The organism is Alphaproteobacteria bacterium (genome assembly GCA_040216735.1).
Lineage (GTDB): Bacteria > Pseudomonadota > Alphaproteobacteria > SHVP01 > SHVP01 > CALJDF01.
The window spans coordinates 297712-323688 of sequence record JAVJOO010000003.1; the positions used below are offsets into that span (position 1 = coordinate 297712).

Annotated in this window: 28 protein-coding genes and 1 other RNA gene; 19 read left to right on the forward strand and 10 right to left on the reverse strand. The window is 60.8% G+C overall.

The window, feature by feature from the left end; translation table 11 throughout:
- Positions 1-25: 25 nt before the first annotated feature.
- The 6 genes from RID42_09505 to RID42_09530 all read right to left on the reverse strand — a co-directional run bounded on the left by RID42_09505 (position 26) and on the right by RID42_09530 (position 5443).
- Complete coding sequence (locus RID42_09505; GenBank protein ID MEQ8247907.1) at positions 26-616, reverse strand: ClpXP protease specificity-enhancing factor SspB; 591 nt, start codon at positions 614-616, stop codon at positions 26-28.
- A 41-nt stretch (positions 617-657) separates the two neighbouring features.
- Positions 658-1005, reverse strand: a transfer-messenger RNA (tmRNA) gene (gene ssrA, locus RID42_09510).
- A 7-nt stretch (positions 1006-1012) separates the two neighbouring features.
- Positions 1013-2578: a patatin-like phospholipase family protein gene (locus RID42_09515; protein ID MEQ8247908.1), complete on the reverse strand. Its 1566-nt coding sequence runs from the start codon at positions 2576-2578 to the stop codon at positions 1013-1015.
- Positions 2575-2808: a hypothetical protein gene (locus RID42_09520; protein MEQ8247909.1), complete on the reverse strand. Its 234-nt coding sequence runs from the start codon at positions 2806-2808 to the stop codon at positions 2575-2577. The genes RID42_09515 and RID42_09520 overlap by 4 nt, the downstream gene beginning before the upstream one ends.
- A gap of 115 nt (positions 2809-2923) precedes the next feature.
- Positions 2924-4129 carry a CoA transferase gene (locus RID42_09525; GenBank protein MEQ8247910.1) on the reverse strand — a complete coding sequence of 402 codons (1206 nt, stop codon included), beginning with the start codon at positions 4127-4129 and terminating at the stop codon, positions 2924-2926.
- A 165-nt stretch (positions 4130-4294) separates the two neighbouring features.
- Positions 4295-5443: an LLM class flavin-dependent oxidoreductase gene (locus tag RID42_09530; GenBank protein MEQ8247911.1), complete on the reverse strand. Its 1149-nt coding sequence runs from the start codon at positions 5441-5443 to the stop codon at positions 4295-4297.
- A 183-nt stretch (positions 5444-5626) separates the two neighbouring features.
- Between RID42_09530 and RID42_09535 the strand changes: the two genes are divergently transcribed.
- The 9 genes from RID42_09535 (at position 5627) to RID42_09575 (ending at position 12542) form a co-directional block, all read left to right on the forward strand.
- Complete coding sequence (locus tag RID42_09535) at positions 5627-6730, forward strand: amidohydrolase family protein (protein MEQ8247912.1); 1104 nt, start codon at positions 5627-5629, stop codon at positions 6728-6730.
- 197 nt (positions 6731-6927) lie between these two features.
- Positions 6928-7872, forward strand: a complete 945-nt coding sequence (gene thyX / locus RID42_09540) for an FAD-dependent thymidylate synthase (GenBank protein MEQ8247913.1) — start codon at positions 6928-6930, stop codon at positions 7870-7872.
- Between the two features lie 216 nt (positions 7873-8088).
- On the forward strand, positions 8089-8379 hold the full coding sequence (locus RID42_09545) for a Dabb family protein (GenBank protein MEQ8247914.1): 291 nt from the start codon (positions 8089-8091) through the stop codon (positions 8377-8379).
- A 160-nt stretch (positions 8380-8539) separates the two neighbouring features.
- Positions 8540-8848, forward strand: a complete 309-nt coding sequence (locus tag RID42_09550; protein ID MEQ8247915.1) for a hypothetical protein — start codon at positions 8540-8542, stop codon at positions 8846-8848.
- Positions 8845-9168 (forward strand): hypothetical protein, encoded by a 324-nt coding sequence (locus tag RID42_09555; GenBank protein MEQ8247916.1) that lies wholly within the window; start codon positions 8845-8847, stop codon positions 9166-9168. The genes RID42_09550 and RID42_09555 overlap by 4 nt, the downstream gene beginning before the upstream one ends.
- Before the next feature lie 223 nt (positions 9169-9391).
- Positions 9392-10018, forward strand: a complete 627-nt coding sequence (locus tag RID42_09560; GenBank protein ID MEQ8247917.1) for a carboxymuconolactone decarboxylase family protein — start codon at positions 9392-9394, stop codon at positions 10016-10018.
- A gap of 24 nt (positions 10019-10042) precedes the next feature.
- Positions 10043-10831, forward strand: coding sequence for an FkbM family methyltransferase (locus RID42_09565; protein MEQ8247918.1), 789 nt, complete (start codon positions 10043-10045; stop codon positions 10829-10831).
- Between the two features lie 11 nt (positions 10832-10842).
- Positions 10843-11697 carry an alpha/beta hydrolase gene (locus RID42_09570; GenBank protein ID MEQ8247919.1) on the forward strand — a complete coding sequence of 285 codons (855 nt, stop codon included), beginning with the start codon at positions 10843-10845 and terminating at the stop codon, positions 11695-11697.
- Positions 11694-12542 carry an alpha/beta hydrolase gene (locus tag RID42_09575; protein ID MEQ8247920.1) on the forward strand — a complete coding sequence of 283 codons (849 nt, stop codon included), beginning with the start codon at positions 11694-11696 and terminating at the stop codon, positions 12540-12542. Before RID42_09570 ends, RID42_09575 begins: the two co-directional genes overlap by 4 nt.
- Positions 12543-12548: 6 nt before the next feature.
- On the opposite strand, the gene RID42_09580 is transcribed toward RID42_09575, so the two are convergent.
- The 3 genes from RID42_09580 to apbC are packed head-to-tail and all read right to left on the reverse strand — an operon-like array spanning position 12549 to position 14964.
- Positions 12549-13106 (reverse strand): NnrU family protein, encoded by a 558-nt coding sequence (locus RID42_09580; GenBank protein MEQ8247921.1) that lies wholly within the window; start codon positions 13104-13106, stop codon positions 12549-12551.
- Positions 13103-13777 carry a hypothetical protein gene (locus RID42_09585; GenBank protein MEQ8247922.1) on the reverse strand — a complete coding sequence of 225 codons (675 nt, stop codon included), beginning with the start codon at positions 13775-13777 and terminating at the stop codon, positions 13103-13105. Before RID42_09585 ends, RID42_09580 begins: the two co-directional genes overlap by 4 nt.
- On the reverse strand, positions 13774-14964 hold the full coding sequence (gene apbC / locus RID42_09590) for an iron-sulfur cluster carrier protein ApbC (GenBank protein ID MEQ8247923.1): 1191 nt from the start codon (positions 14962-14964) through the stop codon (positions 13774-13776). Before apbC ends, RID42_09585 begins: the two co-directional genes overlap by 4 nt.
- 166 nt (positions 14965-15130) lie before the next feature.
- On the opposite strand from apbC, the gene hflK reads away from it, so the two are divergent.
- From hflK to RID42_09610, 4 genes are all read left to right on the forward strand, one after another.
- Positions 15131-16249: an FtsH protease activity modulator HflK gene (gene hflK / locus RID42_09595; protein MEQ8247924.1), complete on the forward strand. Its 1119-nt coding sequence runs from the start codon at positions 15131-15133 to the stop codon at positions 16247-16249.
- Positions 16246-17142 (forward strand): protease modulator HflC, encoded by an 897-nt coding sequence (hflC, locus tag RID42_09600; GenBank protein MEQ8247925.1) that lies wholly within the window; start codon positions 16246-16248, stop codon positions 17140-17142. The genes hflK and hflC overlap by 4 nt, the downstream gene beginning before the upstream one ends.
- A 69-nt stretch (positions 17143-17211) precedes the next feature.
- The gene (locus RID42_09605) at positions 17212-17397 is read left to right on the forward strand and encodes a DUF2065 domain-containing protein (protein MEQ8247926.1); all 186 of its coding nucleotides are present in this window, start codon (positions 17212-17214) and stop codon (positions 17395-17397) included.
- 214 nt (positions 17398-17611) lie between these two features.
- Positions 17612-19045, forward strand: coding sequence for a DegQ family serine endoprotease (locus tag RID42_09610; GenBank protein ID MEQ8247927.1), 1434 nt, complete (start codon positions 17612-17614; stop codon positions 19043-19045).
- Positions 19046-19096: 51 nt separating this feature from the next.
- Here RID42_09610 and serB read toward each other — a convergent pair whose 3' ends face one another.
- Entirely contained in the window at positions 19097-20008 is a 912-nt protein-coding gene (serB, locus tag RID42_09615; GenBank protein ID MEQ8247928.1) for a phosphoserine phosphatase SerB, read from the reverse strand.
- Positions 20009-20080: 72 nt separating this feature from the next.
- On the opposite strand from serB, the gene miaA reads away from it, so the two are divergent.
- The 6 genes from miaA (at position 20081) to RID42_09645 (ending at position 25907) form a co-directional block, all read left to right on the forward strand.
- Positions 20081-21010 (forward strand): tRNA (adenosine(37)-N6)-dimethylallyltransferase MiaA, encoded by a 930-nt coding sequence (gene miaA, locus RID42_09620; protein ID MEQ8247929.1) that lies wholly within the window; start codon positions 20081-20083, stop codon positions 21008-21010.
- Between the two features lie 171 nt (positions 21011-21181).
- Positions 21182-22936 (forward strand): acetolactate synthase 3 large subunit, encoded by a 1755-nt coding sequence (locus RID42_09625; protein ID MEQ8247930.1) that lies wholly within the window; start codon positions 21182-21184, stop codon positions 22934-22936.
- Between the two features lie 10 nt (positions 22937-22946).
- Positions 22947-23462 carry an acetolactate synthase small subunit gene (ilvN, locus tag RID42_09630; protein ID MEQ8247931.1) on the forward strand — a complete coding sequence of 172 codons (516 nt, stop codon included), beginning with the start codon at positions 22947-22949 and terminating at the stop codon, positions 23460-23462.
- 22 nt (positions 23463-23484) lie between these two features.
- Positions 23485-24504: a ketol-acid reductoisomerase gene (ilvC, locus tag RID42_09635; GenBank protein MEQ8247932.1), complete on the forward strand. Its 1020-nt coding sequence runs from the start codon at positions 23485-23487 to the stop codon at positions 24502-24504.
- 241 nt (positions 24505-24745) lie between these two features.
- Positions 24746-25321, forward strand: a complete 576-nt coding sequence (locus RID42_09640) for a TVP38/TMEM64 family protein (protein MEQ8247933.1) — start codon at positions 24746-24748, stop codon at positions 25319-25321.
- Positions 25322-25325: 4 nt separating this feature from the next.
- Positions 25326-25907: a DUF924 family protein gene (locus RID42_09645; GenBank protein MEQ8247934.1), complete on the forward strand. Its 582-nt coding sequence runs from the start codon at positions 25326-25328 to the stop codon at positions 25905-25907.
- Positions 25908-25977 lie beyond the last annotated feature (70 nt).

Consider the following 25977-nt stretch of genomic DNA (forward strand, 5'->3'; position numbering starts at 1 on the left):
CCGCGGCGCGTGGCCGCACGATCGGCTATTTTTTGCGGAACTGGTCCAGCGCGACGACTTTTTCGCCAGCGGGTACATCGGGGGTTTTGTCGGGTGCAGCGTCGGGTTCAGCGTCATCGGCGTTACTGCCGACCGTGACCATCGCTCCGCCCGCCCCAATCGGGGTGGGGCCGCTGCTGTCGCCGGTCGGACCGGTCTCGACGCGGCTCCGGTCCGGTTGAAATTGCAGGCCGAATTGAACGCTGGGGTCGGCAAAACCGGTTAGCGCGGCAAAGGGGATCGTCAATCGTTCCGGCACTTTGTGGAAGGACAAAGTGAGATCGAACCCATCGTCGGTCACATCGAGATCCCAGTACTGGTGCTGCAAGACGACGGTCATTTCTTTGGGGTACTTGCTGCGCAGGTAGTCGGCAATGACGACGCCGGGAAAATGAGTGAGGAACGAGAGATACAAATGATGATTGCCGCGCAGGCCCTGTTCCTGAACGCGCTTCAACACCGAACGGACCACACCGCGCAGTGCCGTATCGACCATTGTTGGATAGTTGTAGTGATCGCGCATGTCGTCGAAACTCCCGTCGGGCGCACATACTAGACCGCTTGCCGCGGAATCCAAGGGGGGACGCCGCGTTGGGACTGGAGTGGACGGAGATTTGAAGTGGGGGGGCTTCTGTTGCCCGGTACCCCCCCGAACCGCGCTTACTTATGACTAAGCAGCGAGCGCCATTTCATTGTCGTTGGCACTTTTAGATACAGCCCGATAACGGTGGTACCATGCCGGGCAAAAACTCCACCTTTATTACGCGCGTCGATCCTGATTCGCCCCCATCAAAAACACACGGTCTAAAACGAACCGCGACCCGAATCGGCGGGTTCCGTGTGTTTGTGGTGGAGGCGCCGGGTACTGCCCCCGGGTCCGCTACGCCTATTCCGTGAAGCGTTTATCGCCATAGCCGGTAAACCGGCACTCCCTATATAGGCGACCAAGTGGTGGATTTGAAGGGGCTAGGGTCTAACCGGCTTTGGCGGCGTCGCAAGCCGTCGGTAGCGTCTCGGCGATCAAAGACGTGAGCCCGAGCCGGGCGAGGGGGCTCGGCTGACTGCCGTCCCCGGGCGCGGCGCCGAGACCCTTGGCGACGAGGGCCGCGCCCACCGTTAAGAGCGCGTCGATCTGGCGGTCCGGCAGCGTCCAGGTGGTCGCCATGTCCTGGAAACGTTGGCGACACGCCGGGTCGTCGATAAAATCGAAATCGACAGGCACATTTAGAATCACCAAGTCCTGCACGGCGCCCGGATCGCACGCGCGGTTCGTCCTTAACAACTCCTTGGTCACCGTATCAAGCCGGTCGAGGATACCAAAGGTACTGCCGTCGATGGCGCTGCTCGTGGTGCCGGTCAGCATCGCGACCAGCCCCGGCGGCGTCGGTCGGCGGTCCAACGCGCTCTGCCGATCCGACCGGGCGTTGACGACGACAAACAAAATGGTCCCGATGTCCTTCTCGCAGATCGCCTGGACGAGGTTTTTGATAGTGCCGTCGCGACCGCGCGCAAGGGCCGGTGAGTTTTCCGAGGACAACAAGTAAAGCGGTTCCGACAACCCGAGATTGTCGGCAATCCCGCCGTCGAGCAAATGAATGAACCGTCTGCCTTCGTCGGGGGGCAGCTTGCTCAGCCAATCCTTTCGCCGCGGTGGTCGGCTTTGATCGATATCGCCGGTGCCGTTCAGATAATCGTCCGGGTATGAGCGGTTCAAATAGGCCCATTCACGTGCCGCGCGCCGCCGAACCTGGGGATTGTCGTAGGCCGACGTACTAAGCGGGTTGATGATTCGCAATGGCGGATGATCGGGCCAGGCGCGGTCCTGTGCCGGGCACGGCGAATAGTTCGTCAGCGTGACCGCGCTGAGGGCGAGGGGAAAGGCTGCCGATGCCGCCACAGCGTCGGCCAACTTCATCTCGATGAGGTCCGAGCAAATCAAATCGAAGCGGTCTTGGGTAAAGGGGAAGACCGCTTCGGCGGTCACATCGCCGGCATTCACGATTAAATAGGGTTGTGGCCCATCCCGCTGGAGCAATGTCGCGAAGGTTTCGCCTTCGGCAAAGAGACGCTTGTGGAACGCGGCGATCAACCAGTCGATCCGGGCATAGGACGGTGTCGGCAAACGCGCGAGGTTGACCGGGTTGAGACCCGCCGCCACCAAATCGCCGATGACGTCTTGGCGCAGGAACCCCTGCTCCAACGCGTCGAGCCCGCCATAGCCGTGGCGCGCGAAATAGGCGGCCGTGACGCTGCCACCCGACACCGACGACAGAATATCTATTTCGGTGTCGAGTCCCGAACCGTCGGCAAACCGTGCGTCGTGAAGCCCCCGCAGGGCGCCGGCTGCAAGCGCCGCCGCGCGCGTTCCGCCGCCCGACATGCTCATCACCACCATGATGTCGTCGCGCGTGCCGTGGTTGACGGTATGGAAGCGGTAGCCCGCATCGGAGTCCAGCACCGCGAGCTCGGCATTGCGGATCGGCGCCGTGCAGGCGACCACCCCAAGCAAGACGGTGACAAGCGTCGCGAGGCGAATCATGTCAAATCGACAGCGTCGTTGTTGACCGGCAAGATGTAGCGGTCGTCGCTGCGGTGCGGCGTTCCGTCACCGAGAGTCGCGGCGAACGTCACCCACCCGACCCCGACGGGCACAGGCTTGCCGGCCGGCGACAGCGCGCCGCGTTTTATCCCGTTCACTTCGAGCAGGTGGCCGTCCTGGCCCATTACCGTCACTTCCGGCACCGCTGCCTCCCGACTGTTCGAGAGCATTGCATCGAATCCCGCCTCGGTTGTAAAGGCGGGGTGTGCGCTACCCTGGTGCTCGCGGTGTCAGGCTGAATCCGCATGTTTGCAACGTGCCGGACCGGCAGTCCCGCCCGGATCGTCAGATGACGCGTTGCGCCCGCAAGGCGGCGATCTGAGCGGCGTCGAAGCCTAGCTCGCTCAATATATCGTCGCTATCGGTGCCTAACGCCGGGGCGGCGCGCTGCGGATAGGTTTCGCCTTTCAGGTGAATTGGGCTGGCCAACAGATCTACATCCCGACCGTCCGGCGTGGTCGCCGCGGCGATCCGCCCGCGGTCGCGCACGAACGGGTTCTCCAACGCCTGGGCGACGTCGAGCAGCGGCGCGGCGGGGACACGCCCCTGAAAGACTCCCAGCCATTGTGCGGTCGTTTTTGGTGCCAGCGCCGCGTCGATCAACGGCGTTAGTTCGTCGCGGTGTACCAGCCGTTCCTTGAAAGTCAGGAACCGGGGATCGGTCTTCAGGTCTGCCCGTTCCATTAGATCGCACAGAATGCCCCAAAACTTTTCTTTGTTGCACATCAGGTAAATCCAGCCGTCGCCGGTTTTGTAAAGCTGACACGGCACCAGCGACGCATGGGCAGATCGGGGCTCGCGTCCCTGATTGTGGCCGGCACCAAGATACCAATGGCCGATGTAATTGAGGTTGTAGAGCGCGGTATCGAACAGGTTCACATCGACGTCGCGCCCGATTCCGGTTTGGCGCGCCTGCATTACCGACGACACTAACCCGAAGGACATCGACAACCCTGCCATCAGGTCGACGATCGACAGTCCCATCCGCGCCGGTGGACCGTCGGGTTCGCCGGTCACCGAGAAATAACCGGTCTCGGCTTGCATCAGGAAATCGTATCCCGGCCACGCGGCGCGCTCGTTGTCGCGCCCATACGCGGACAGGTGTGCACAAACCAAAGCCGGCTTGAGGTGTTTCAGTGCATCGTAGGTGAGGCCGAGTTTCGCTGGGACGTCGCCGCGCAGGTTGTTGCACACTGCGTCGGCCGTGGCCACGAGAGCGTGCAGGATTTCCTGGCCCGCCGCGCTCTTGAGGTCGAGGGTTAGGCTCCGTTTGTTGCGATTGAGGCCTTGGTAAAACAGGCTGGCGGCGCTGTCGCCGTCGTCGGCGCCCTCCATGAAAAAGGGGCCGACGCTGCGCGAGACATCGCCGCCGTCGGGCGATTCGATCTTGATCACCTCGGCGCCGAAGTCGGACAGGTATTGGGTGCCGAACGGACCGGCCCCGTATTGCTCGACCGCGACAACGCGGAGGCCTGTCAGTGGCAGCATGATTTTTTTCGGAGAGTAATCGGCGATGTCATCGGCTGCATGTCCGCGTTTGGGAACCAAGTAGGCGGGTACAGTATAATCATAGTTGCCGACGCTTGTTCCTCGATCGCGGGATCGCCAGCATAGACCTCGCGCGTCTGAGTCGCTTGGTCTAGCCGGACCCGGAGTCTATTCGGCGGCGATGGCCTCGCCTTTGGCTACGGGAAACGCTGGGCGGACATGATCGCGGAACAGCTCCATCGAACGGCGGACGCCGACGTTGGGCACATTGCCGATCTTCATGTTCATGTTGATCCAGCCGCAGCCTAACTCCTCGCGCACCCGTTCGATCTGGGTGACGACCTCGTCGGGCGTGCCGCATAGGGTCACGCCCGCGTCGATGCTTTCCTGCAAGGTCCTTTCCTTAGCGTTTTGGATGCGCCCGACGAATTCTTTCTTCACATCGTCGTCGGCGAAGTAACGCGACTTTTGCAGGACCAATTTCTGCGCGGTCCGGGGGCCGCCGAGCAGCACTTTGCCGAAGTAGGCAGAGCCTTTGGCGAGTTCCGCCTGGGCTGCCGCACTGGTCTCGGCGATACAGGTATTCAGACCGACCAGCACATGGTCGGGCGTTGGGTGCCAGCCGGCCTCGTGCGCGGCCTCCATATAGGTGTCGATCAAATGCTTGGCCACCTTGAGGTCGGGCACCAGCGCCAGGCCCATGATCGCGCGGTGGCGCGCTGCCGTGCGGGCCGAGTCGTCGTTGCTGGCCGACATGATAATCGGCGGGTGCGGTTGCTGGCGCGGCCGCGGCCAAATCGAGACGGCAGGGAAGTTGTAGTAGTGACCTTTCCAGCCGAAGGGTTCGCGCGCCGTCCACGCCTTGACGATTAACTCGGCGGCTTCTTCCAGGCGCGCCCGCGATTCGTCGGGCGGCACGTTGTAGGCGACGTATTCATGGGGAATACCGCGCAGGATCCCGGCCATCAGGCGGCCGCCGGACATGACATCCAACATGGCGTATTCCTCAGCGACGCGAATCGGGTTCAACAGCGGCACGAGGCTTCCCACCATCGCGAGCTTGATCGTCTTGGTCCGCTGGATCAGTGCCGATCCGATCAGGTTGGGGTTCGACATCAACCCGAACGGCGAAAAATGGTGTTCGTTGCACCCTACCGCGTCGAAACCGCAATCCTCGGCGTAGGCCATCGTGTCGATATAGGTGTCGTAGACGGCGGTCGCTTTTTCCGGATCGAAGTCGCGGTTGCTCACCGGCCATTCGGGGCCTTCCTTGGGAAAGGTGTCCCACGGCATCAGGTGAAAGAACAAGAACTTCATGGGGTGCTCCGCAATGCTTGGGCCGCCTCGATGTGGGGCGCCACATTCAGTGTAGCCTAGCCCGGGACCGAACCGACCCGGCGTACCAAGGCAGGCCCGTCCTGCGGGCATCGGGGCGCACGCAGTTGCATCGCTAGGGCCGCCGACGCACCATGCGCGCGTCGAATAAAAGGGGCCCCGATCATGGATGCACAGATCAAAACGCGCGTCATCGACGCCGACGCGCATGTCATCGAAACTGAGCGCACCTGGGATTACCTCGCACCTGCCGACGCGAAATACCGCCCCGTCCTTAGCCCGCCACCGGGCGAGAATCCGGCCGAAGGCGGCTGGATGGTCAATGGCGTGTTGGGGCCTGCGTTCATCCGCCGTTTCACCGACGAACAAATCAAAAAAATGTCCGCGACTGCGGGCCGCAACATGAACACCCGCAAAGAGCTGCGCGAGATGACCGACATCCCCGGTCGGCTCGCCCACATGGACGAACTCGGCATCGACGTCCAGGTGCTGTTCCCCACGATGTGGCTTACCAGCCTCACCGAAGACGCGAAGGCCGAGGCCGCGCTCGCGCGTTCCTACAACAACTGGCTGATCGACATCTGGAAGCAAGCACCCGACCGCCTCCGCTGGGTCGTCATCCCGCCGACGTTGGCGATGGACGAATCCATCGAAGAAATTCGCCGCGCGAAAAAGAACGGCGCCGTCGGCGTCTTCATGCGTGCCTTCGAAGGCGACCGGCTTCTCTCCGACCCGTATTTCTACCCCATGTACGAAGAAGCCGAACGCCTCGATCTGCCGATCACCGTGCACATCGCGAACGGCAGCCAAAAGAACACACTCTTCCACATGGAAGCGCCCGGTCCGGTATCGGTCAAAGGGTTCACCATCACCCGCGTTCCGGCCGTCGTCGGCTGCATGGCGTTGTTGATGAGTGACGTCCACAAGAACTTCCCCAACTTGCGCTGGGGCTTCATCGAATCGGCGGCGCAGTGGGTGCCCTGGGTTTACAACGAGTTCGCCCGCCGAGTGCATTCCTCCGGCGAGAAAATGCCCGCCGACATCTTTGGCGACCGCAACATCCACCTGACCTGCCAAAGCGACGACGACCTCGCTTACGTCCTGAAGTATGCCGGGTCCAAATCGCTCCTTATCGGGACCGACTATGGCCACACCGACCCCTCGGCCCAGATCGACGTCATCGATCTCCTGCACGCCCGTACCGACATCGACGAGGCCACCAAACAAGCCATCCTCTACGACAACCCAAAACGGCTCTACGGGCTTTAGGCGGCGCTCACACCCGCCGCCTTTTTTGCCGGTCCTGAGATCCCGCCGACCGTGGCGTCAAGATGGACCGAACCCGACGGGTGGATTCCCGGCAATTGCGGCAAACCTTCCTGGGTGGGTGTCAAATCGGATTTCCAAGATGTAGTATGGGGAACCACGCAAAACCCCTACATCAAGTAAACAGTAGCCCCTCTGACATGCCCCACGTTTCGCCCGACCAACAGCAAGAAATCGACGCCCAACGGGCGGAAACGCACCAGACCCGCCGAGCTACGGTACCGGCGCTGGAAGAGGTGCTGTACCAGGCCATCCCGATCCTCGACCACGGCTTCATCCGGGTGGTCGACTATATGGGTGACGACGATGCCGTGGTGCAGGCCGCGCGGGTTTCCTATGGCAAGGGCACCAAGCGCGTCTCCGAAGATCGCGGCTTGCTCAATTACTTGATGCGGCACCGCCACACGACGCCGTTCGAAATGGCGGAGATCAAGTACCACGTCAAACTCCCCATTTTCGTCGCGCGCCAGTGGATTCGTCACCGTACGGCCAACGTCAACGAATACTCGGCCCGGTACTCGATCCTCGACAACGAGTTCTACTTGCCGGCACCCGAACATCTCGCCGCGCAGAGCGCCCAGAACCGTCAGGGCCGCGATTCGGTGTTGACCGGCGACGAGGCGACCGAGGTCTTCAAGCTGTTACGCGACGATTCGGAAAACAACTACGCGCACTACGCCTACATGCTGAACGAAGGCGCAGACGGCGAACCCGCGGATCCGAGCCGCAAGGGGCTGGCGCGCGAACTCGCCCGGATGAACCTGTCGCTTAATTTCTATACGCAGTGGTACTGGAAGACGAACCTGCACAATTTGCTGCACTTCCTCTCCCTGCGTGCCGACCCCCACGCGCAGTACGAAATCCGTGTCTATGCGGATGCGATGTTGGACACCCTGAGGCGCTGGGTACCGCTGACCTACGATGCCTTCATGGACTATCGCCTAGGCGGCGTGCATCTGTCGGCGAAGGGGGCCGCCGCAGTGAAACGGATTCTCCGGGGCGAAAAGGTTGACCGCAAGGACACCGGCCTCTCGGCCCGCGAATGGCGCGAGCTGAAGGAGTCATTCGACCTTCCCGCGGATTAGTAGGGACTGCGCCCATAGGGCGCGCTCGCAACGCCGAGGTTGTCCACTCTACCTTGTCTAGCCAAACGCCGTCTCCCAACGCGAAGGCACGGTCAAAAACAAAACCGAACCTCCCCCAGCGCGCATGGCGGGACGTTAAGATTGGCCGATACCGACCCACATACCGCAATCGGAAATGGGATACCCTTGGGCGACATCGCCCGAGGAGTCCCCCCGATGGCCTACTACCACGTGATACTGGAGCGCTATACCGCGCCCTTCACCGCCGATGAGGAACGCGAGATCGAGACGCTCTACGCACGGATCCGCGTCGAACTCCCGGGGTGTTTGGGCTACCACCGTGGACCCAATGTGTCGCCGTTCGGCCGCGACTACACCCATGTGCATCTCTCGATTTGGGAAACCAAGGCGGCGCACGACGCCTACCAATCCCATCCCCTACACGACCGGCTTGTTGAGCTCATTGTGCCCAAGCTCGAGGCGGCGGTGGCCGACCTGGACGCGTAAGCACCCCCTGTCGCTGGAAATCACGGTTGCTCAGTTCGAGGACAGATTAGAATATACAATTTTAGGTAATGTTCCCGAGATTTGTTCGCACTAGGCGCGTGACAACTCCTGGGAAGTGCGCAAAGATTTCCTCGCTGATTTGGCGAGTGCGGGGGGCGCGATGGCAAAACAAGATGGCGAACAACGCGGCGGTCTTTCGAAACGCCATAACCACCGTCTGCCGCTTCAATCCCTTTCGGCGGGCCAACTCAAACAGGACTTGGTTGTTCACGAGTCCTGCGACGTCGATGTCGTCGCCGGCGTCGCCAGCCAAGGAGCGATAGCCCTCGCCGGTGTCACTGAAACCGCCGGAAAGGTGAGCGCGTTGCAATTCTTACTACCCGACGGCTGGATCATCGATATTCCGATGAGTGAGGCGATCGTCGATCAGCTTCGCCGCATCGTCGGATCGTTGGAGGGGCGGCAATGACAATCGTTGGTTTCGACCGCCGCGGGTTTTCCGGCCCCACCATGACCATCAGCCCCTTCAAGGCCGACGCCAAGACAACGCCAATGTTGCCGAACGGTACGAAGCCCGACCTAGTTGCGCGGCCACGACCGGCCGTTGCGGTGCTGGGTAAACTGACCGACGAACCGGCAACGTTGCACAGCCTGATGTTCGTCCTGGAGGACGGTTACCTCCTCGAGATGCCGCTGAATCGCGGTTCGCTCGGCCAACTCAGAGCGGTGCTCGGCGCCCCCGATCTGCCCGATGGAGATACCGAACTGACCAAGCCGAGCTGGGCTTAGGGGCCGCCTAGGTCCAATCGAATTTCGGGATACCGATTGTGACCGCGCATCGTCCTTCCTGCGCTATAGTACGACTCCGTCGTTGAAGGGCACCTCGCCGTTCGACTTGGACGGGAGCCATCTTTGCACGAGCCGGTTTGGGTTCGTTCACCCCTATCCTTAGTTCGACCGACGAAACAAAAGAGTTCTTTGGCTTCGTTTGTGTGCGGGTCAAAATGATTCGGTGGCCCGAATCGTTGCCTCGCTTTGTTTCTTCACAGCACCGGAGATCACGATGCCCAACCCCTATCTCGAGCGTGTGCCGTTTGAGCGCCTCAATCCCTACATGCAGGCGGCCCACGAGCAGAACGTGAAGGTTCACGGCGAGGCCGACCGGGTAGAGATCTACGGCAACGCGCCCCACGTCTTCGAATTCTACCGCAAGGATTTTTACGAACGCCTGTTCTACGCGGGCCAGGTCGATGTGCCGACAAAGGAATTGCTGCGCCTACGACTGGCCGGCATTCACGGCTGCGCCCACTGTAACCGTGGCGACCGTTTGGCAGCCGCCAAGGCAGGGATCGCCCAAGACAAGATCGACAACATCATGGACCCGGCAGCGCCATGCTTTGATGCGCGCGAGCGGGCGATCCTCGACCTCGCCGATCAGATTTCCCTGCCCAACATGCACGGCGAACTGAGCAAGGATCTATACGATCGTTTGCGGGTTCATTACAGCGACGGCGATCTCTATGAACTCGGCGTCGTGGCCGCGGTTCTCACAGGCATGGCGAAATTCCTCTTCGTCTATGACCTAGTGGAGCGAGAACCGAACTGCCCCATCGTCCCGCTCAGCGCCGCAGCGGAATAGCCGGGCACAGAGGTGGGTGGGGGAATGACGGTTGACGACGTCGCAACGGCCACTGCGCCCGCAACCGACTGGAGCCCGCCGCGCACCGTCGAAGAGCGCATCAAAGGGTTTCTTGTCCCGCCGCGGCTCTATATCCGATACAAAGTCGCGAAAGAACGCCTGCGGGGCGAGGCTGAGATGCGTCTGTTGCCATTTCTGGTCGACCGCAACCGCAACGCTGTCGATGCCGGAGCCAACAAAGGAACCTACAGTTTCGTCCTGGGGCAGTTGGCGCGCACCGTCTATGCCTACGAGCCGAATCCCAAGATGTTTGCGGTGCTGCAACGCACCGCGGGGCGCAACGTCGTTGCCTCGCCCCTCGCACTTTCTAACCAGACCGGCGTCGTCGAATTCCGGGTACCGCGCTATGGCAAAGGCAGTTATTCCAACCAGGGCGGTACGCTAAGTGCGATCAAGGTCAACGACGACTACGCGGCGTTACCGGTCAACGCCGAGCGGCTCGACGCTTTGGGCCTGACCGATATCGGGTTTATCAAGATCGATGTCGAGGGGTTCGAGACCGAAGTGTTGGAAGGCGCGCGAGAGATCATTGCTCGCGACCGACCGACATTGATGATCGAAATCGAGGAAAAGCACACTCAAGTGCCGATCGAAGATGCCCTGGCCGGTGTGGTGGCTCTGGGCTATGACGGGTTCTTCTACGACCGGGCTGCACATGCCTTGCGCGCCCTTGGTGCATTTCACCCTGGGGACCATCATCGCAATCCGGTCAAGGGTTACGTCTATAATTTCATTTTTTTCGCCCGGCGCTAGGGCACGATAGCATGACGACGACAATCAAACGGCGCTTCGCCGCAATCGATCTTGGGCAGGTCCACTACTACACCGCCGGCGAGGCCCACGCTGACAATGGCAAAAGGCCCGCGGTTCTGATGCATGCCTCTCCCTTTGCGGCGCGTACCCTCAACCCGCTGACCGCCCAACTCGGCCAGAGCCGATGGGCTCTTGCACCGGATAACCTCGGGCAGGGCGATTCCTGCCCGCCTGCCGCCGACAATCCCGACATTGGATACTTCGGCGACGCGATGGTGCGGTTGTTGGACTCGCTAAAAATCGACAGGGCCGATCTCTACGGTACCCATACCGGTGCCCATACCGCGATGGATGTTGCGATTCGGTATCCCGATCGGGTCGGCAAGTTGATTCTCGACGGGATCGGATTGCCCCCGCGGGAACTCAAAGACGACTATATCGCGCACCTGCGCGAAACCCCGCCCTACGACTACACCGGTTCGCAATACCTCTGGGCGTTCCACGTCATCAAGGACATGTTCATCTGGTTTCCCTACTACCGTCGCGACGCGGCCCACCGCCGCAATCGCGACGTGCCCGCTGCCGACGACTTGCACGACCGCACGCTGGATTTGCTCAAGAATCTGTTCAGCTATCACAAGGCCTATATTGCCGCCTTCGACAATAACGAGAACGGCAAGCGCTTCCCCGATATCCAGGTCCCGACGCTCCTGACCGCAGCGGAGGGCGATATCTCCGGCGCGGCGATGGGCGCGGTCGCCAAGATGATCCCCGACTGCACAAAAAAGAACTATCCGCCCGGCGTGCAACCCGGCGATGTCGGACCGGCGGCGGCGATGTTTGTCGACTGGTTGGATGGCGCATGATGGAAACCATCCGCGGCTTCATCGATATCGACGAAGGGCAGGTGCATTATCGGACTGCCGGACAGGGTGGTACGCCGCTCGTGATGTTTCACGGCTCGCCCGGTTCTTCGAAAATGCTCGACCGGCTTATCCTGGCATTGGGCGAAACGCGTCAGGTCATTGCCCTGGACACAATGGGGCAGGGCGACTCATCGGCACCGGTGCGTGACGATGTCGATATGGCGTACTTCGCGGACGCTGCATGCCGCGCCCTCGATGCCCAGGGCGGTTTTGCCACCGTCGACCTTTTCGGGACCCATACCGGCGCCCGCATCGCCACCGAATTCGCAATTCATTATCCGAAGCGAACGCGCAAGGTAATCCTCGATGGGATGAGTGCGGCGGTGACCCCCCAAGGTCGCGACTACGCCAAGACTCTCGACAAGCGGCATCTGGTCGATCAGGTCGGTACCCAATTCTTCAATGCCTGGACGAGCCTGCGCGACGGCTATTTGTTTTGGCCGGGAACTGCGCGCGATGCAGCTCACCGGCGGCCCACCGGCTTGCCGCCGCTCGACCGTTTGCACGATCATGTGGTCGACATTCTCAAAGGCTTTCGAACCAGCCATCACGCCTATATCGCCGCGGTGACCTACCCGTCGCCTGACCGCTTGCCCCTGATTCCGGTGCCGACATTGGCCGTCTGTGCGCGTAACGATGTGCCCTACCCGAATCTCGATGCAGTGGCGGCGCTGATTCCGGGCTGCACGAAAATGGAGCATCCCCACGACAACCCGGAGACGCTGGCAACCGCAGAAGAAACACGGGAGTTGGCGAAAATGCTGGTTGATTGGCTGGACGGGTAGCGAACCTTAGTAGATCGCGACGCCCGCGAAGTATTCGTGGAGCCACCCGAGGACCGCGTACAGGACGACGCCGACCACGACGGGAATTAGATCGCGCCCGATGGGCACCGGGTCGGGCTTGGCCCAGGTGCCGTTGCGCCTGTTGATCAAGACAATCTCAACCAACGACCACAGTCCGATACCGCCGAAGAGAATTAGAGAGCGCGAGTCGCCGTTGGCCAGGAGGTGGCCGGCGGACCAAAGAAATACGGCGCACAACTGGGGATGGCGGACGTAGCGCTTTATGTTCGTCTTCATCCGTCCCGACGCAAACAGAATGAGCGCCAGCAGCATCGTCGCCATGTTGACGATACGGCCCCAACTCGGTTCGGCGTACACAAAGGAAGGTTCGGCCGTGCGCCATCCGAGAACGATCAGGGCTAGGGAGGCGATGACGATGAGGGAAAAGATCGACTTGTAGGCACCTGGGCGCCGCTCAATCTGCCCCCGCCGCACCGTCGGCGCGACCGACGGAAACAAGTGCACGGCGCACCATAGTAGAACTCCCAAAACCAATATGGTCATCGTGGCGTCTCCCATTTTCTGGTTACATATTGCCGTTTGTTCGGTCCTTGGCCAACGACGTTATGGACAGGGGCTCCCCGTACCGTTTGGGTGCGGTGCGGTTCCGGAAAGTGATGTGCAGCGAAAGCGGGCCATTCCGGTGTCGCTTCCAGGTATGCGTGAAACTCGGGTAGGTAGCCACTCGACCGTGTCGGTCGTACAAACCGAACGGTGTGCCCATAGCGTGCAGGTACTTCCCATAGGCCGTGCCGGTAGAGGTGGCCTAATCCCCATTTCGATACGAGTCGATCGCCACCTGTAATTCGCGCCGCGTGGCGCGGTTGCGTCCGGTTGCCATAAAGGGCGATATCGCCCGCTTCCAGATCGCGCCGACAAATCGGGTGTACGGCGCCGATCGACACCAAGTATTCGGCGAAGCGGCTGTTGGCGAAGAATGTATTTCCGCCAGCGCGTTGCTCGGCGATCGCAATGCGCACATAGTCGGCTTGATCGAATAGATCGAAGGCGTAGGCAAAGCAGTTGAAACCTGCGCGGAGCGATGTTGGCAGCGCCTCGATCCGATGCGGTGCTTCCTCCGCTAGCCGCTCGATTCTCGCGACGTGCTCCCGGAGCGGGACGCGGTCGTTGGTGACGGCGTCGAGGCCGGTGCGCAGCTGTGCGCTTGCGCTCACTCGATGACGATGCGCGGCGCGCTCACCGCATCCTCGGCTAGAGCCCGCTCGATTTTCTCACCAACCCGGCCGGCGATGGCGCGATAGGCGGCGGCATACTCACTGTCCGGTTCAGCCATTACGATGGGCGTACCCGCGTCCGCATGTTCGCGAATCGACAGGTGGAGCGGTATTTCGCCGAGGAATTCTGTTTTCATTTCGCTGGCGGTCTGCCGCGCGCCGCCATGGCCGAAGATTTCCGCACGGTGGCCGCAACTCGGACATAGGAAATAGCTCATGTTCTCGATCACGCCGAAGACCGGCACGTCGACCTTGCGAAACATATTCAGACCCTTGCGTACATCGAGGAGGGCAACGTCCTGCGGTGTGGAAACGATAACGGCGCCGGTGATCGGAACATGCTGGGCCATGGTCAATTGCGCGTCGCCGGTCCCCGGCGGTAGGTCGACCACAAGGATATCGAGCTCGCCCCACATCACTTCGTAAAGGAGTTGCTGAATGGCGCTCATCACCATCGGGCCGCGCCAGATCATCGGCGTGTCTTCTGGCACCAGGAAGCCGATAGACATGCATTTGACGCCGAAATTCTCCTTGGGGATCACCTTTTGTCCGTCCGGCGTCGCGTCGGGGCGCCCGGTCAGGCCCATCATTTTCGGTACGCTCGGTCCGTAGATGTCCGCGTCCATCAGCCCGACCCGCATGCCGGCTTGGGCGAAGCCCATCGCGAGGTTCACTGCCGTCGTCGATTTACCAACGCCGCCCTTGCCCGAGGCAACCGCGAGAATCGAGCGCACACCTGGAACGCTCTTCTTCTGGCTTTGCGCGCCGCTGCTACTGCCGTTGCCCCCACCTCGGCCGGTTCCCATCCCTCCTTTAGCCCCACCGTCGCCGGCTGCCATACCGCCCTTTGCGCCGCCTTTTTGCGGGGCCTCGGAAGCTTGGTGAGCCGTGAGAACGGCTGTTACCGACAAGACTCCCGGCATCTCGAAAATCGCGTCTTCGCATTGTTTGCGCAGGGGTTCGAAGTGGGCGGCGCGTTCAGGGTCGACATTGACCGTGAAGGCTACATGCCCGTTGCGGACTTGCAGTCCCTGGATCAGCCCGCGTTCGATCACGTCTTTGGCATCGTCGGTGCCACGGACGCCGCGTAATATTTCGATTACCGTCTCTTCGGTGACGTCAGTCATCCTTGAACCTGTCGAAAAAAGTCACATATGGGTGCGGTGTCACGCGGAGCATGCCACTGAGGGCCTGAGGTTTGTTTGCAGCAGGGGCCATACGTGTCATATAACCCGCAACAGCGTAAAGACAAATGAACGCAGCGAACTTCCCACAATAAACGAAGGAATTCCGATGCCTTGGAACAATCAGGGAGGCGGCTGGCAGGGTGGCGGTCGCGGTCCATGGGGCGGACAAAACGGTGGTTCGTCTGGGCGCCAACCTCAGGCGCCGGATCTTGAAGACATGCTTCGCCGCGGCCAAGAACGGTTTCGCCGGTTCCTGCCAGGCGGTGGCCGCGGACCGAAGGCCATTCTTGTTGCCCTTCTCGCTGTGGTTGTGATCTGGCTCTTGACCGGTTTCTACCGTGTTGCGCCGGATGAACAGGGGGTCGTTCTCAGGTTCGGCGAATTCGTCAACACCACGGCGCCGGGCCTTCACTATCATCTTCCAAGCCCCATCGAGACGGTGCTGACACCCCAAGTCACGCGGGTTCAGCGGGTCGAAGTCGGGTTCCGGACCGGCGAAGGCCGCCGCGGTAGCCAAGGTGATCTACCTGAAGAAAGCCTGATGCTGACGGGCGATGAAAACATTGTGGACATCGACCTGACGGTGTTTTGGGTGATCAACGACGCGGGCCGGTTCCTGTTCAACATCGAAGATCCGGAATCTACGGTCAAGAATGCAGCGGAAAGCGCTGTGCGCGAGTCCATCGGCCAGTCCGAATTCCAGTTTGCCGTGGCCGAAGGTCGTGCTGCGATCGAACAGCAAACCCGCGACAAAATTCAGCAGATCCTAGATGGTTACCAGGCGGGCATCAGCGTTAATGAAGTGAAGTTGTTGAAGGTCGATCCTCCGGGCGCAGTGATCGATGCCTTCCGCGATGTGCAACGGGCCCGCGCCGACCTTGAAACCCAACGGAACGAAGCCGAAACCTACGCCAACGATATCTTGCCGCGTGCGCGTGGTGACGCGGTTCGCTTGGTCCTCGAAGCAGAAGCTTACCGCGAACAGGTCGTTCAGACCGCGGAAGGCGACGCTCAGCGGTTCTTGTCGATCTATGGCGAGTATAAGAACGCTAGGGAGATCACTGCACGGCGTATGTATCTGGAAACGATGGAAAAAGTTCTCGGTAACATGACCAAGATCATCATCGATTCCGATTCCGGCCAAGGCGGCGTCGTTCCCTATCTTCCGCTCAATGAACTGACTCGCACCCCCGCCGCAAGCGGCAGCGCAGGAGGCAGCCAATGAAACGTAGCGCTCTCATCGTCCTGGCCGTCGCGGCCCTCATCGTTGTAATCGGAGCTGCATCGTCGCTCTTCACAGTTCATCAAACTCAGCAAGTGATCGTGCTGCAGTTCGGCGATCCGAAGCGGGTTATCAGCGAGCCGGGGCTGAATTTCAAAATACCGTTTATCCAGAACGTTGAGACATTGGATAAACGCATCCTTAACTATGACGGCCCCGCTGAAGAAATCATTGCGGCCGATCAGAAGCGGCTCGTCGTCGATACCTTCACGCGTTACAAGATCGTCGACCCGCTTCGGTTCTTTATCTCGGTTCAGACTCAGGCGGTTGCCGAGACCCGGTTGGGGCCGATCGTGAACTCTAGCCTTCGGCGGGTTCTTGGTGAAGTGCCGCTGTCGTCAGTACTGACCGATGAGCGCCCGGCGCTGATGGCGCAGATTACGAACTTGGTTGGCCAACAAACTGCAAACCTCGGGATCGAGGTAGTCGATGTCCGGATCAAGCGTGCGGATCTACCGTCGGAGAACAGTCAAGCCATTTTCCGGCGTATGCAGCGCGAACGTGAGCGCGAAGCGGCAGAGTTCCGTGCCCAGGGCGCCGAGCAAGCCCAACGCATTCGGGCGACAGCGGATCGCGAGCGTGTCGTGATTACGGCCCAAGCCCAGCGCGATTCGCAAATCCTTCGCGGTGAGGGCGATGCCCTGCGCAACAAGGTATTCGCCGAAGCCTATGGTCAGGACCCGGACTTCTTTGCCTTTTACCGCGCAATGCTTGCCTACGAAAACACTCTGGCCAAGGAAGATACGAGCATGGTCCTGTCGCCAGATAGCGAGTTCTTCCGTTACTTCCAAAACTTCGAGTCGGTCTTGTTCCCGGGGCGGGCGGCCCAACAATAGGGTCGCGCCGCCCCATCGATAGGTCGAAAGCGATAACAAGACGGTGATACCCGTCCTCCGAGGTTCTCTTTGGAGATACTGATTGTCGGGCTCGGCATTGCCCTGATCCTTGAAGGCATCCTTTACGCGTCGATGCCTGACCGGATGAAACGGTTGATGGCCGCGGTTCTTCAGCAGGAGAGCGGCAGCCTGCGGGCCGTCGGCCTTGGCTTGGCACTGGCTGGGCTAGTTCTGGTGGCAATCGTTCGCCTTTAGACCACGCTGGTCGCTAGCTTGTCCCGACAATGCCCGGAGCCATATATTGATTGAGCGGTCGCGCCGGAATGATCCCCGGTCGGTCGTGTTTATGGGAACAGGCCAAACCGATCCTGGTGGCCGAATCGCCTGTGGGAGTATCGCCTCGATGTCGAAACCTGATCGGCCCCGTTCCAGTATGGTTCGCCACCAACCCTCCGGAGAAGTCTTTAGAATGGGTAGGTGGTCCTTTGGGGCATTGGTCCTGTTGGCCGCAATGGTGCTGGCGTCGGTTGCGCAAGCTGCGGATCGGCCAATTAGTTTTGCCGATCTCGCCGAGCGCCTGAAGCCTGCGGTCGTAAACGTCTCAACGTCGCAGTCGGCCCGCGCGGTCGTGCAGAGCGAACGGCCCCAGGCACCGCCGGGATCGCCGTTCGAGGACTTTTTCCGCGATTTCTTCGATCGTCAGCAGCGCGACGGCGCACCCGGTCCGCAACGCCGCGCGCAATCGTTGGGTTCCGGTTTTGTGATCGACAAGTCTGGCATCGTGGTGACCAACTACCATGTCATCGCGGATGCTGATGAGATCACGGTAATATTCGATGACAACACCTCGTTTCCCGCGGAGATCGTGGGGCGCGATCAAAAGACCGATCTCGCGGTGCTACGGATCAAAGCCGATCAAGACTTACCGGCGGTTCCGTGGGGCGATTCCGAGGTCTCCCGAGTTGGTGACTGGGTTGTCGCGATCGGTAACCCCTTTGGCCTGGGCGGATCGGTGACGGCGGGCATTATTTCCGCCCGCGGTCGCAACATAAACGCCGGTCCCTACGATAATTTCATCCAGACCGACGCCTCGATTAACCGCGGCAATTCCGGTGGGCCGATGTTCAATCTCGACGGCGAGGTTATCGGCATCAACACGGCGATCTTTTCGCCTTCGGGCGGATCGGTCGGCATTGGCTTCGCGATTCCCTCCAACCTCGCAAAGCGTGTCGTCCAACAACTGATTGAGTTCGGTGAAACCAAACGCGGTTGGCTAGGGGTTCAAATTCAAACCGTGAATGACGAGATCGCGGAAAGCCTTGGGCTCGACAAGCCGCGCGGCGCTCTCGTATCCAAGGTCAACGATGGCGGGCCCGCCGCTGAGGCGGGGATTGAAGCTGGCGACGTGATATTGGAGTTCGCCGATCGTCCTGTCGTCGAAATGAGGACTTTGCCGCGCATCGTCGCCGACACTGAAATCGGTCAGACTGTCAGTGTCGTGGTTTGGCGCAAGGGAGCGGAGAAAAAACTTCGCGTCAAAGTCGGTGAACTAGAAGAGGTCCAGGAAGCGGCCTTCGCGCCAAATCAACCGACACCGGGGCGCAGCGAAGCGCTCGGGATGACGTTGTCGCCGTTGACCCCGGAAACACGTAACGAGTTTCAACTCGGCGAGGAGTCCAAGGGCGTGGTGGTCACCGGTGTCGAGGGGGACAGCACGGCGGCGGAGCGCGGCATCAGGCCCGGCGACGTCATCGTCGAGGTCAATCAGGAGCAAGTGGCCAGTCCACAGGAAGTCGCAGACAAGATTAAGGGCGTCCAGGAATCAGGCAGAAAATCGGTTCTGCTGCTGGTGGAGCGATCGGGCGATCTGCGCTTCGTCGCGGTCCGCCTCGATCAAGGGTAAGGCGCTGACAGGATAGGCGATGGGAAGGGGTGCTCGAGGGTACCCCTTTTCTTATTCGCAGGGGTTGATGAACGCGTCGCGCGGGTACCCCTGCAAAAATAGGAGAGCGGTCAGGTCTGCGTACTCGATTCGGACGTCGGCTTGGTCGGCAACGGTCGGTTTGGCGTGGAAAGCGACTCCGAGGCCGGCTGCTTCGATCATCGCCAGATCGTTCGCGCCGTCGCCAACAGCCAACGTATCCGCAATCGCACATCCACGAGAAGCGGCTAGATTTTCGAGAGCGTCGCGCTTAGCGGCCCGCCCGAGAATGGGTTCACCTACGGTACCCCGGAGCATGCCTGCCCCGTCGGTCAGGAGTTCGTTGGCTTGATCGATATCGAATCCGGCCCGTTCCCGGATTCGGTTGGTGAAGAAGGTAAATCCGCCCGACACCAGCGCCGTGTAGGCGCCGTGCGCACGCATGGTCGCGACCAAGGTGCGGGCGCCCGGGTTCAGTGTGATGCGGGTATTCAACACAGCTTCCATGTCCGCTGCACTCAGGCCCGCAAGCATGGCCGCGCGTTCGCGTAGCGCGCCTTCGAACTCGATCTCGCCGCGCATCGCGCGCTCGGTAATGGCCGACACCTGGTCACGCAGACCCATTGCGGCCGCGAGTTCATCGATACACTCCTGACCGATTACCGTCGAATCCATATCGGCGATCAGGAGTTTCTTGCGTCGGTTGCCGGCTGCTTGCACACCGACGTCGATGGGATCGCCCGTAATCGCGGCTTCGGCGACTGCGCGGGCGCGCTTTAGGTCGCCCCCTCGAAGCTCTAGGTCGACTGCCTCGCTAGGGCTCAACCACGTGGGCAGTCCCGGCGCAAAGCCGGCGTCGGTCAGTGCCCGGGCCACCGCGTCGACCAGGGTGTCCTCAAGCGCTTGGCGGCGAGGATCGGCAATCAGAGTCACGATTCCGGTCATGCGCGACCGCTCTGTGTGACAAGGCGTAGAACAAACTGGTAAGGCTTTGGCACAACGACCAACTCATTAGTTATGGAACCGCCCGTCGTCTTATTGACCGGTCCGACCGCCAGCGGCAAGTCGGCCTTGGCCCTCGAATTTGCTTCCCGCCTCGAGCGGATGGGCGGGGCGACGATTATCAACGCCGATAGTATGCAGGTCTATCGCGAGTTGCGCATTCTGACGGCGCGGCCATCGCCCGCCGAGGAGGAAGCCGCACCGCACCGGCTCTACGGAACGTTGCCCGCAGCGCAACCATGGTCGGTCGCGGCCTTCCGCACGGACGCCCAACGCGAAATCGCCGCGGCAAAATCCGCGGGGCGGACGGCGATCGTGGTCGGTGGGACGGGGCTCTATTTCCGCGCTCTTGTCGACGGTCTCGCGCCGATCCCCGATACGCCCGCCGACATCCGCGAGGATGCTCGTTCCATGATGGCGCGGATTGGTCCCACGTCGTTCCATGCCGCGCTCGCGGCCCGAGATCCAGAATCTGCCGCTGCCCTGGGGGGCGGTGACAGTCAACGCCTGGTGCGGGCCTGGGAGGTGTTGGTTGCGACGGGGCGGTCGATAGCGTCGTGGCAACGCGACCCACCACAAGGGGGGTTGGGCGGCGCGATCGTGTGCGGGGTGCTTGAGGTGCCCCGGGAGACGCTCTATCGCCGCATCGACGCGCGGTTCGTTGAGATGTTCGATGGGGGCGGTCTGGACGAGGTGCAGGCGTTGATCGACCTCGGAGGCTCGCCCGACGTTCCTGCCCGCCGGGCGGTCGGTGTCCGCGAAATGACCGGATATCTGGCTGGGGATCTCAACCGAACCCGTGCGATCGAGTTGGGCCAGCAGGCAACTCGGCGTCTCGCGAAGCGGCAACTCACCTGGAATCGTAATCAAATTACGAGTTGGGTTAGAATCCAGCAAGATTCGGAAACCTCTATTAACGATTTCTTTGCGAAAATTCGCCAATAGTGGTTGACCCCCTTGGGCGAAGCGTTTAGGTTCCCGCGAATTGTAAGGAATCCGGGGGTTTCTGGACCCTCCGATCGCTCAACTAACAACCGCCTGGGTAACCTTGTTCCTCTCGATCAGGGTGAAGGGCGGTTTCGTTGTTCGGTGACCGGGGGCCACAAAGGTGTTGCGATGAGCCGAGATCAAATGACTGGCGCCGAAATGATCATTCGAGCCTTGCTCGATCAGGGTGTCGAGGTCGTCTTTGGTTACCCAGGCGGCGCAGTCCTACCGATTTACGACGCGATCTTCGGGCAGAACAAGCTGCGGCATATCCTGGTTCGCCACGAGCAGGGCGCCGTACACGCCGCCGAAGGCTATGCCCGTTCTACCGGCAAGGTCGGCGTCGTGCTGGTCACCTCCGGCCCGGGCGCCACCAATGCCGTGACGGGTTTGACCGATGCCCTGATGGACAGCGTGCCGATCGTTTGCATCACCGGACAGGTGGCAACCCATCTGATTGGCAACGACGCCTTCCAGGAGGCGGACACCACTGGCATTACCCGCCCGTGTACCAAACATAACTACCTGATAAAGCGGGCGGACGACGTGGCTCGAGTAGTGCACGAGGCGTTCTATGTTTCGCGCAGCGGCAGGCCGGGGCCCGTCGTCATCGACATGCCGAAAGACATCCAGATGGCCAAGGGCAAATACGTCGGCCCGGAAAAGGTCGTCCACCGGACCTATCAACCGCGCGTTAAGGGCGATGCCGGGGCAATCGAACGGGCCGTCAAGCTCATCGCGGGCGCAAGGAGGCCGATCCTTTATGCGGGCGGAGGGGTCATCAACTCGGGTCCGGAAGCCTCGAAGCGGCTTGCCGAACTGGCACGCCTCACAGGCGCGCCGGTGACCAATACGCTCATGGGATTGGGCGGGTTTCCCGGGTCGGACCCTCAGTTTGTCGGCATGCTCGGGATGCATGGCACCTACGAAGCGAACCTCGCGATGCACGATTGCGATGTGATGGTGTGCATCGGTGCGCGGTTCGATGACCGGATCACAGGGCGGCTCGATGCATTTAGTCCCAAGTCCAAGAAGATCCACATCGATATCGATCCGTCCTCGATCAACAAGAACGTTCCCGTCGATATTCCGATTGTCGGCGATGTCGGCTCGGTTCTAGAGGACATGATCGCCGTCTGGAAAGCCGACGGGTTGTCCTGCGACAAGAAAGCACTCAAGGATTGGTGGCGAACGATCGATGGATGGCGCGGTCGCGACTGCCTACGCTATGACCAGAACGATTCGGTGATCAAGCCGCAATATGCGATCGAACGCCTCTATGCGCTGACCAAGGACCGAGAGACCTTCATTACGACCGAAGTCGGCCAACATCAGATGTGGGCCGCTCAATTCTACAAGTTCGAATCGCCGAACCATTGGTTGACGTCGGGCGGGCTTGGGACAATGGGGTATGGCATGCCCGCCGCAATTGGCGTTCAGCTCGCGCATCCGGATGCCCTTGTCGTGGACATTGCGGGTGAAGCGTCGATCCTGATGTGCATTCAAGAGCTGTCCACGGCCGTCCAATACAAACTGCCGATCAAGATATTTATCTTGAACAACGAATACATGGGCATGGTGCGGCAGTGGCAAGAACTCCTGCATGGCGGCCGTTATTCCGAGAGCTATTCGGCGGCGCTGCCGGATTTCGTCAAGCTGGCAGAGTCCTTCCACGCCAAGGGGCTGCGGGCCCATCGCCCGGCCGATGTCGACGGCGTGATCAAAGAGATGCTGCAAACAGACGGTCCGGTGCTTGCCGATATCGTCGTGGACCAGGCCGAGAACTGCTACCCGATGATTCCCTCCGGGTCCGCCCACAACGAAATGATTCTCGGTGCCTCGGAGGTCCGCGAGGTCTCGGACGCCGGCAAGGCGTTGGTTTAGGAACACATCCATGGCGGCAACGGAAAAACGGGCGCGGCGACACACGATCGCGCTACTTGTCGACAATGAGGCGGGTGTTTTGGCCCGCGTGATCGGATTGTTTTCGGGCCGAGGCTACAACATCGAGAGCCTGACGGTGGCAGAGACCGACCCCTCCAATCTGCGCTCGCGCATCACGATCGTGACCTCCGGGACTCCGATGGTGATCGAGCAGATCAAGGCGCAGTTGAGCCGCCTGGTACCGGTTCACAAGGTGCGCGATTTGACGATCGAAGGGCCTTATGTCGAGCGCGAACTCGCCCTGATCAAGGTATCGGGGAAGGGCGAGCCGCGGGTGGAGAGTTTGCGCATTGCGGATATCTTCCGCGCCCGCGTGGTCGACAGCACAAACGATTCCTTTGTTTTCGAATTGACAGGTGCCAGCGAAAAGCTCAATGCCTTCGTCGAATTGATGAAACCCCTGGGATTGGTCGACGTGTCGCGGACCGGAGTCGTCGCCATTAGTCGGGGCGCAGACGCCCTTTAAACAACCTACCAAGAGGATAGCTATGCGCGTGTATTACGACCGCGATGCGGATGTAAACCTGATCAAATCGAAGAAAGTCGCGATCGTCGGCTATGGCAGCCAAGGCCACGCGCACGCCCTCAACCTGAAAGACTCGGGTGCCAAAGAGGTCGTCGTTGCGCTTCGACCGGATTCAAGCAGTCGCGCCAAGGCCGAGGCAGCGGGCATCAAGGTCATGGACGTGTCCGAAGCGGCTAAGTGGGCCGACGTCGTGATGATGCTGACCCCGGACGAGCTTCAGCGCCACATTTACCGCGAACATTTGCACGACAACATGAAGAAGAACGCCGCGCTCGCGTTCGCCCACGGTCTGAATATCCACTTCAAACTGATCGAGGCGCGCAGCGATTTGGATGTCTTCATGGTGGCTCCGAAAGGGCCCGGCCACACGGTACGCTCCGAATACGCCCGCGGCGGCGGGGTTCCCTGCTTGATTGCCGTGGCGCAGGACTCGACCGGTAACGCCCACGACATCGGCTTGTCCTATGCCTCGGGGATCGGCGGCGGCCGCGCCGGCATTATCGAGACGAGCTTCCGCGAGGAGTGCGAGACAGATTTGTTCGGCGAGCAGGTTGTTCTCTGCGGCGGTCTGACGAGTTTGATCCAAGCCGGTTACGAAACCCTCGTCGAGGCTGGCTACGCGCCGGAAATGGCGTATTTCGAGTGCCTCCACGAGGTCAAGCTGATCGTCGATTTGATCTACGAAGGCGGCATCGCGAACATGCGCTACTCGATCTCGAATACCGCCGAGTACGGCGACTACACACGTGGTCCGCGGATCATTACCGATCAAACCAAAGCCGAAATGAAACGGGTTTTGAACGAAATTCAGACCGGCCAATTTGCGCGCGACTGGATGTTGGAAAACGAGGTCGGGCAGACCAGCTTCAAAGCGGTGCGGGCACGGCAGGCCGAACATCCGATCGAAGAAGTCGGTGAACGTTTGCGGGCGATGATGCCGTGGATCTCGCAGAACAAGTTGGTCGACAAGACCAAGAACTAACCGCAACGCCTCACCAGGGTGTGACAGGGCCGGCCTCGCGCCGGCCCTTTTTTTGTCTTCTAATGCCTGTGCGGCTAGGGGCGGGGCCGTTCCGGTGAATAATTTGCGACCAACAACTGAACGCGGAACACGCCGCCGGTCGCGCCTGTGGTGGAGAACGCTTACGACCGTTGCGGTCCTGGTGTTTGGTGGCTTTTTAGCTGTGCGTTACCTGCCGCCCGTCCTGCCGGCTTTGGAAGAGATGGATATTTCTACGGAGGCTTTCGCGCAGTTCATGCGCGATGCGGGGGGTTGGGGCGTGGCAGGATCGATCGGCCTGATGATCGTCCATTCGTTCGTGCCGTTTCCGGCCGAGTTCGTCGCCTTTGCGAACGGAATGGTTTACGGCCCGGTGTGGGGTGCGGCGATAACCTGGGTCGGCGCCATGCTTGGCGCCTTCGTTGCGTTCGGTTTAGCGAGGTGGCTGGGTCGACCGTTCGTCGAGGCGGTGGTCCCCAACCGGCACCGTCTTCGCCTCGACCAATGGGCCGCGCGCAGCGGCTGGCAGGCAGTCTTTTTCAGCCGGTTCCTGCCGGTTATTTCGTTCAATCTGGTGAACTACGCCGCGGGGCTAACGACGGTGAGCCTTGCGACATTCGCGCTCGCGACTGGATTAGGTATCCTGCCGGTCACGGTGGTAATGGTCGTTCTCGGCCACAACATGTCGGCGATGCCATGGCAATCGTGGCTTACGTTGGCAGCAAGCGGATTGCTGGTTTGGGGAACGCTCCACTGGGTGGTCCGGCGACGCACGCGGCGACAAAGAAGAGGGGACTAGCAGAATGGCCGACCGATCGGCGAAAGATGTAATCGATTTTTGGTTCAGCGACCGCGATGAAACCGGCGCTTTCGTCTTCCGCAAAGCCTGGTTTGAAAAGGATCCCGCGTTCGACGAGACGATTCGCCAAAAGTTCGGCGCGCTTTATCGCAGCGCCGCAGCGCGTACACTCGATGGGTGGCGTGGCGCCCCGCGTACAGCATTGGCGCTGGTTGTCGTACTCGACCAGTTTTCCCGAAACATGTTTCGCGACAACCCGGCGATGTACGAGGCCGACGAGTATGCCGTCGAGGTAGCAACCGGCGCCATCGAACAAGATCATCACCTGGCATTTCCTCTGATCCAGAAATGGTTCTTCTACATGCCCTTGATGCATAGCGAGAACCTGGCGCACCAAGACACGTGCGTTCGTCTCTTCCGAGAACTTCCCGATAGCGAGATCGTCGCGCGGGGGCGCGAAGCCGCCCAGCAACACCGCGACATAGTTGCGCGCTTCGGTCGCTTCCCTCACCGCAACACGATCCTCGGCCGGCCCACCACCGAAGAAGAGGCGGCATTCCTCCTGGAGCCGAATTCGTCCTTCTGATGCCGTGCGATTCATCGAAACCTGTTGCATGGAGGCCACAAAAGGGCGTAAAACCCACAATTGTCAGGTT

Excerpts from the sequence above, each read along its gene's own strand:
- RID42_09515 (MEQ8247908.1), bottom strand. The coding sequence starts at position 2,578 with ATGATTCGCCTCGCGACGCTTGTCACCGTCTTGCTTGGGGTGGTCGCC.
- RID42_09520 (MEQ8247909.1), bottom strand. The coding sequence starts at position 2,808 with ATGCTCTCGAACAGTCGGGAGGCAGCGGTGCCGGAAGTGACGGTAATG.
- RID42_09530 (MEQ8247911.1), bottom strand. The coding sequence starts at position 5,443 with ATGAAGTTCTTGTTCTTTCACCTGATGCCGTGGGACACCTTTCCCAAG.
- RID42_09535 (MEQ8247912.1), top strand. The coding sequence starts at position 5,627 with ATGGATGCACAGATCAAAACGCGCGTCATCGACGCCGACGCGCATGTC.
- thyX (MEQ8247913.1), top strand. The coding sequence starts at position 6,928 with ATGCCCCACGTTTCGCCCGACCAACAGCAAGAAATCGACGCCCAACGG.
- RID42_09545 (MEQ8247914.1), top strand. The coding sequence starts at position 8,089 with ATGGCCTACTACCACGTGATACTGGAGCGCTATACCGCGCCCTTCACC.
- RID42_09550 (MEQ8247915.1), top strand. The coding sequence starts at position 8,540 with ATGGCAAAACAAGATGGCGAACAACGCGGCGGTCTTTCGAAACGCCAT.
- RID42_09555 (MEQ8247916.1), top strand. The coding sequence starts at position 8,845 with ATGACAATCGTTGGTTTCGACCGCCGCGGGTTTTCCGGCCCCACCATG.
- RID42_09565 (MEQ8247918.1), top strand. The coding sequence starts at position 10,043 with ATGACGGTTGACGACGTCGCAACGGCCACTGCGCCCGCAACCGACTGG.
- RID42_09570 (MEQ8247919.1), top strand. The coding sequence starts at position 10,843 with ATGACGACGACAATCAAACGGCGCTTCGCCGCAATCGATCTTGGGCAG.
- RID42_09575 (MEQ8247920.1), top strand. The coding sequence starts at position 11,694 with ATGATGGAAACCATCCGCGGCTTCATCGATATCGACGAAGGGCAGGTG.
- RID42_09580 (MEQ8247921.1), bottom strand. The coding sequence starts at position 13,106 with ATGACCATATTGGTTTTGGGAGTTCTACTATGGTGCGCCGTGCACTTG.
- apbC (MEQ8247923.1), bottom strand. The coding sequence starts at position 14,964 with ATGACTGACGTCACCGAAGAGACGGTAATCGAAATATTACGCGGCGTC.
- hflK (MEQ8247924.1), top strand. The coding sequence starts at position 15,131 with ATGCCTTGGAACAATCAGGGAGGCGGCTGGCAGGGTGGCGGTCGCGGT.
- hflC (MEQ8247925.1), top strand. The coding sequence starts at position 16,246 with ATGAAACGTAGCGCTCTCATCGTCCTGGCCGTCGCGGCCCTCATCGTT.
- RID42_09610 (MEQ8247927.1), top strand. The coding sequence starts at position 17,612 with ATGGGTAGGTGGTCCTTTGGGGCATTGGTCCTGTTGGCCGCAATGGTG.
- serB (MEQ8247928.1), bottom strand. The coding sequence starts at position 20,008 with ATGACCGGAATCGTGACTCTGATTGCCGATCCTCGCCGCCAAGCGCTT.
- miaA (MEQ8247929.1), top strand. The coding sequence starts at position 20,081 with ATGGAACCGCCCGTCGTCTTATTGACCGGTCCGACCGCCAGCGGCAAG.
- RID42_09625 (MEQ8247930.1), top strand. The coding sequence starts at position 21,182 with ATGAGCCGAGATCAAATGACTGGCGCCGAAATGATCATTCGAGCCTTG.
- ilvN (MEQ8247931.1), top strand. The coding sequence starts at position 22,947 with ATGGCGGCAACGGAAAAACGGGCGCGGCGACACACGATCGCGCTACTT.
- ilvC (MEQ8247932.1), top strand. The coding sequence starts at position 23,485 with ATGCGCGTGTATTACGACCGCGATGCGGATGTAAACCTGATCAAATCG.
- RID42_09640 (MEQ8247933.1), top strand. The coding sequence starts at position 24,746 with ATGGATATTTCTACGGAGGCTTTCGCGCAGTTCATGCGCGATGCGGGG.
- RID42_09645 (MEQ8247934.1), top strand. The coding sequence starts at position 25,326 with ATGGCCGACCGATCGGCGAAAGATGTAATCGATTTTTGGTTCAGCGAC.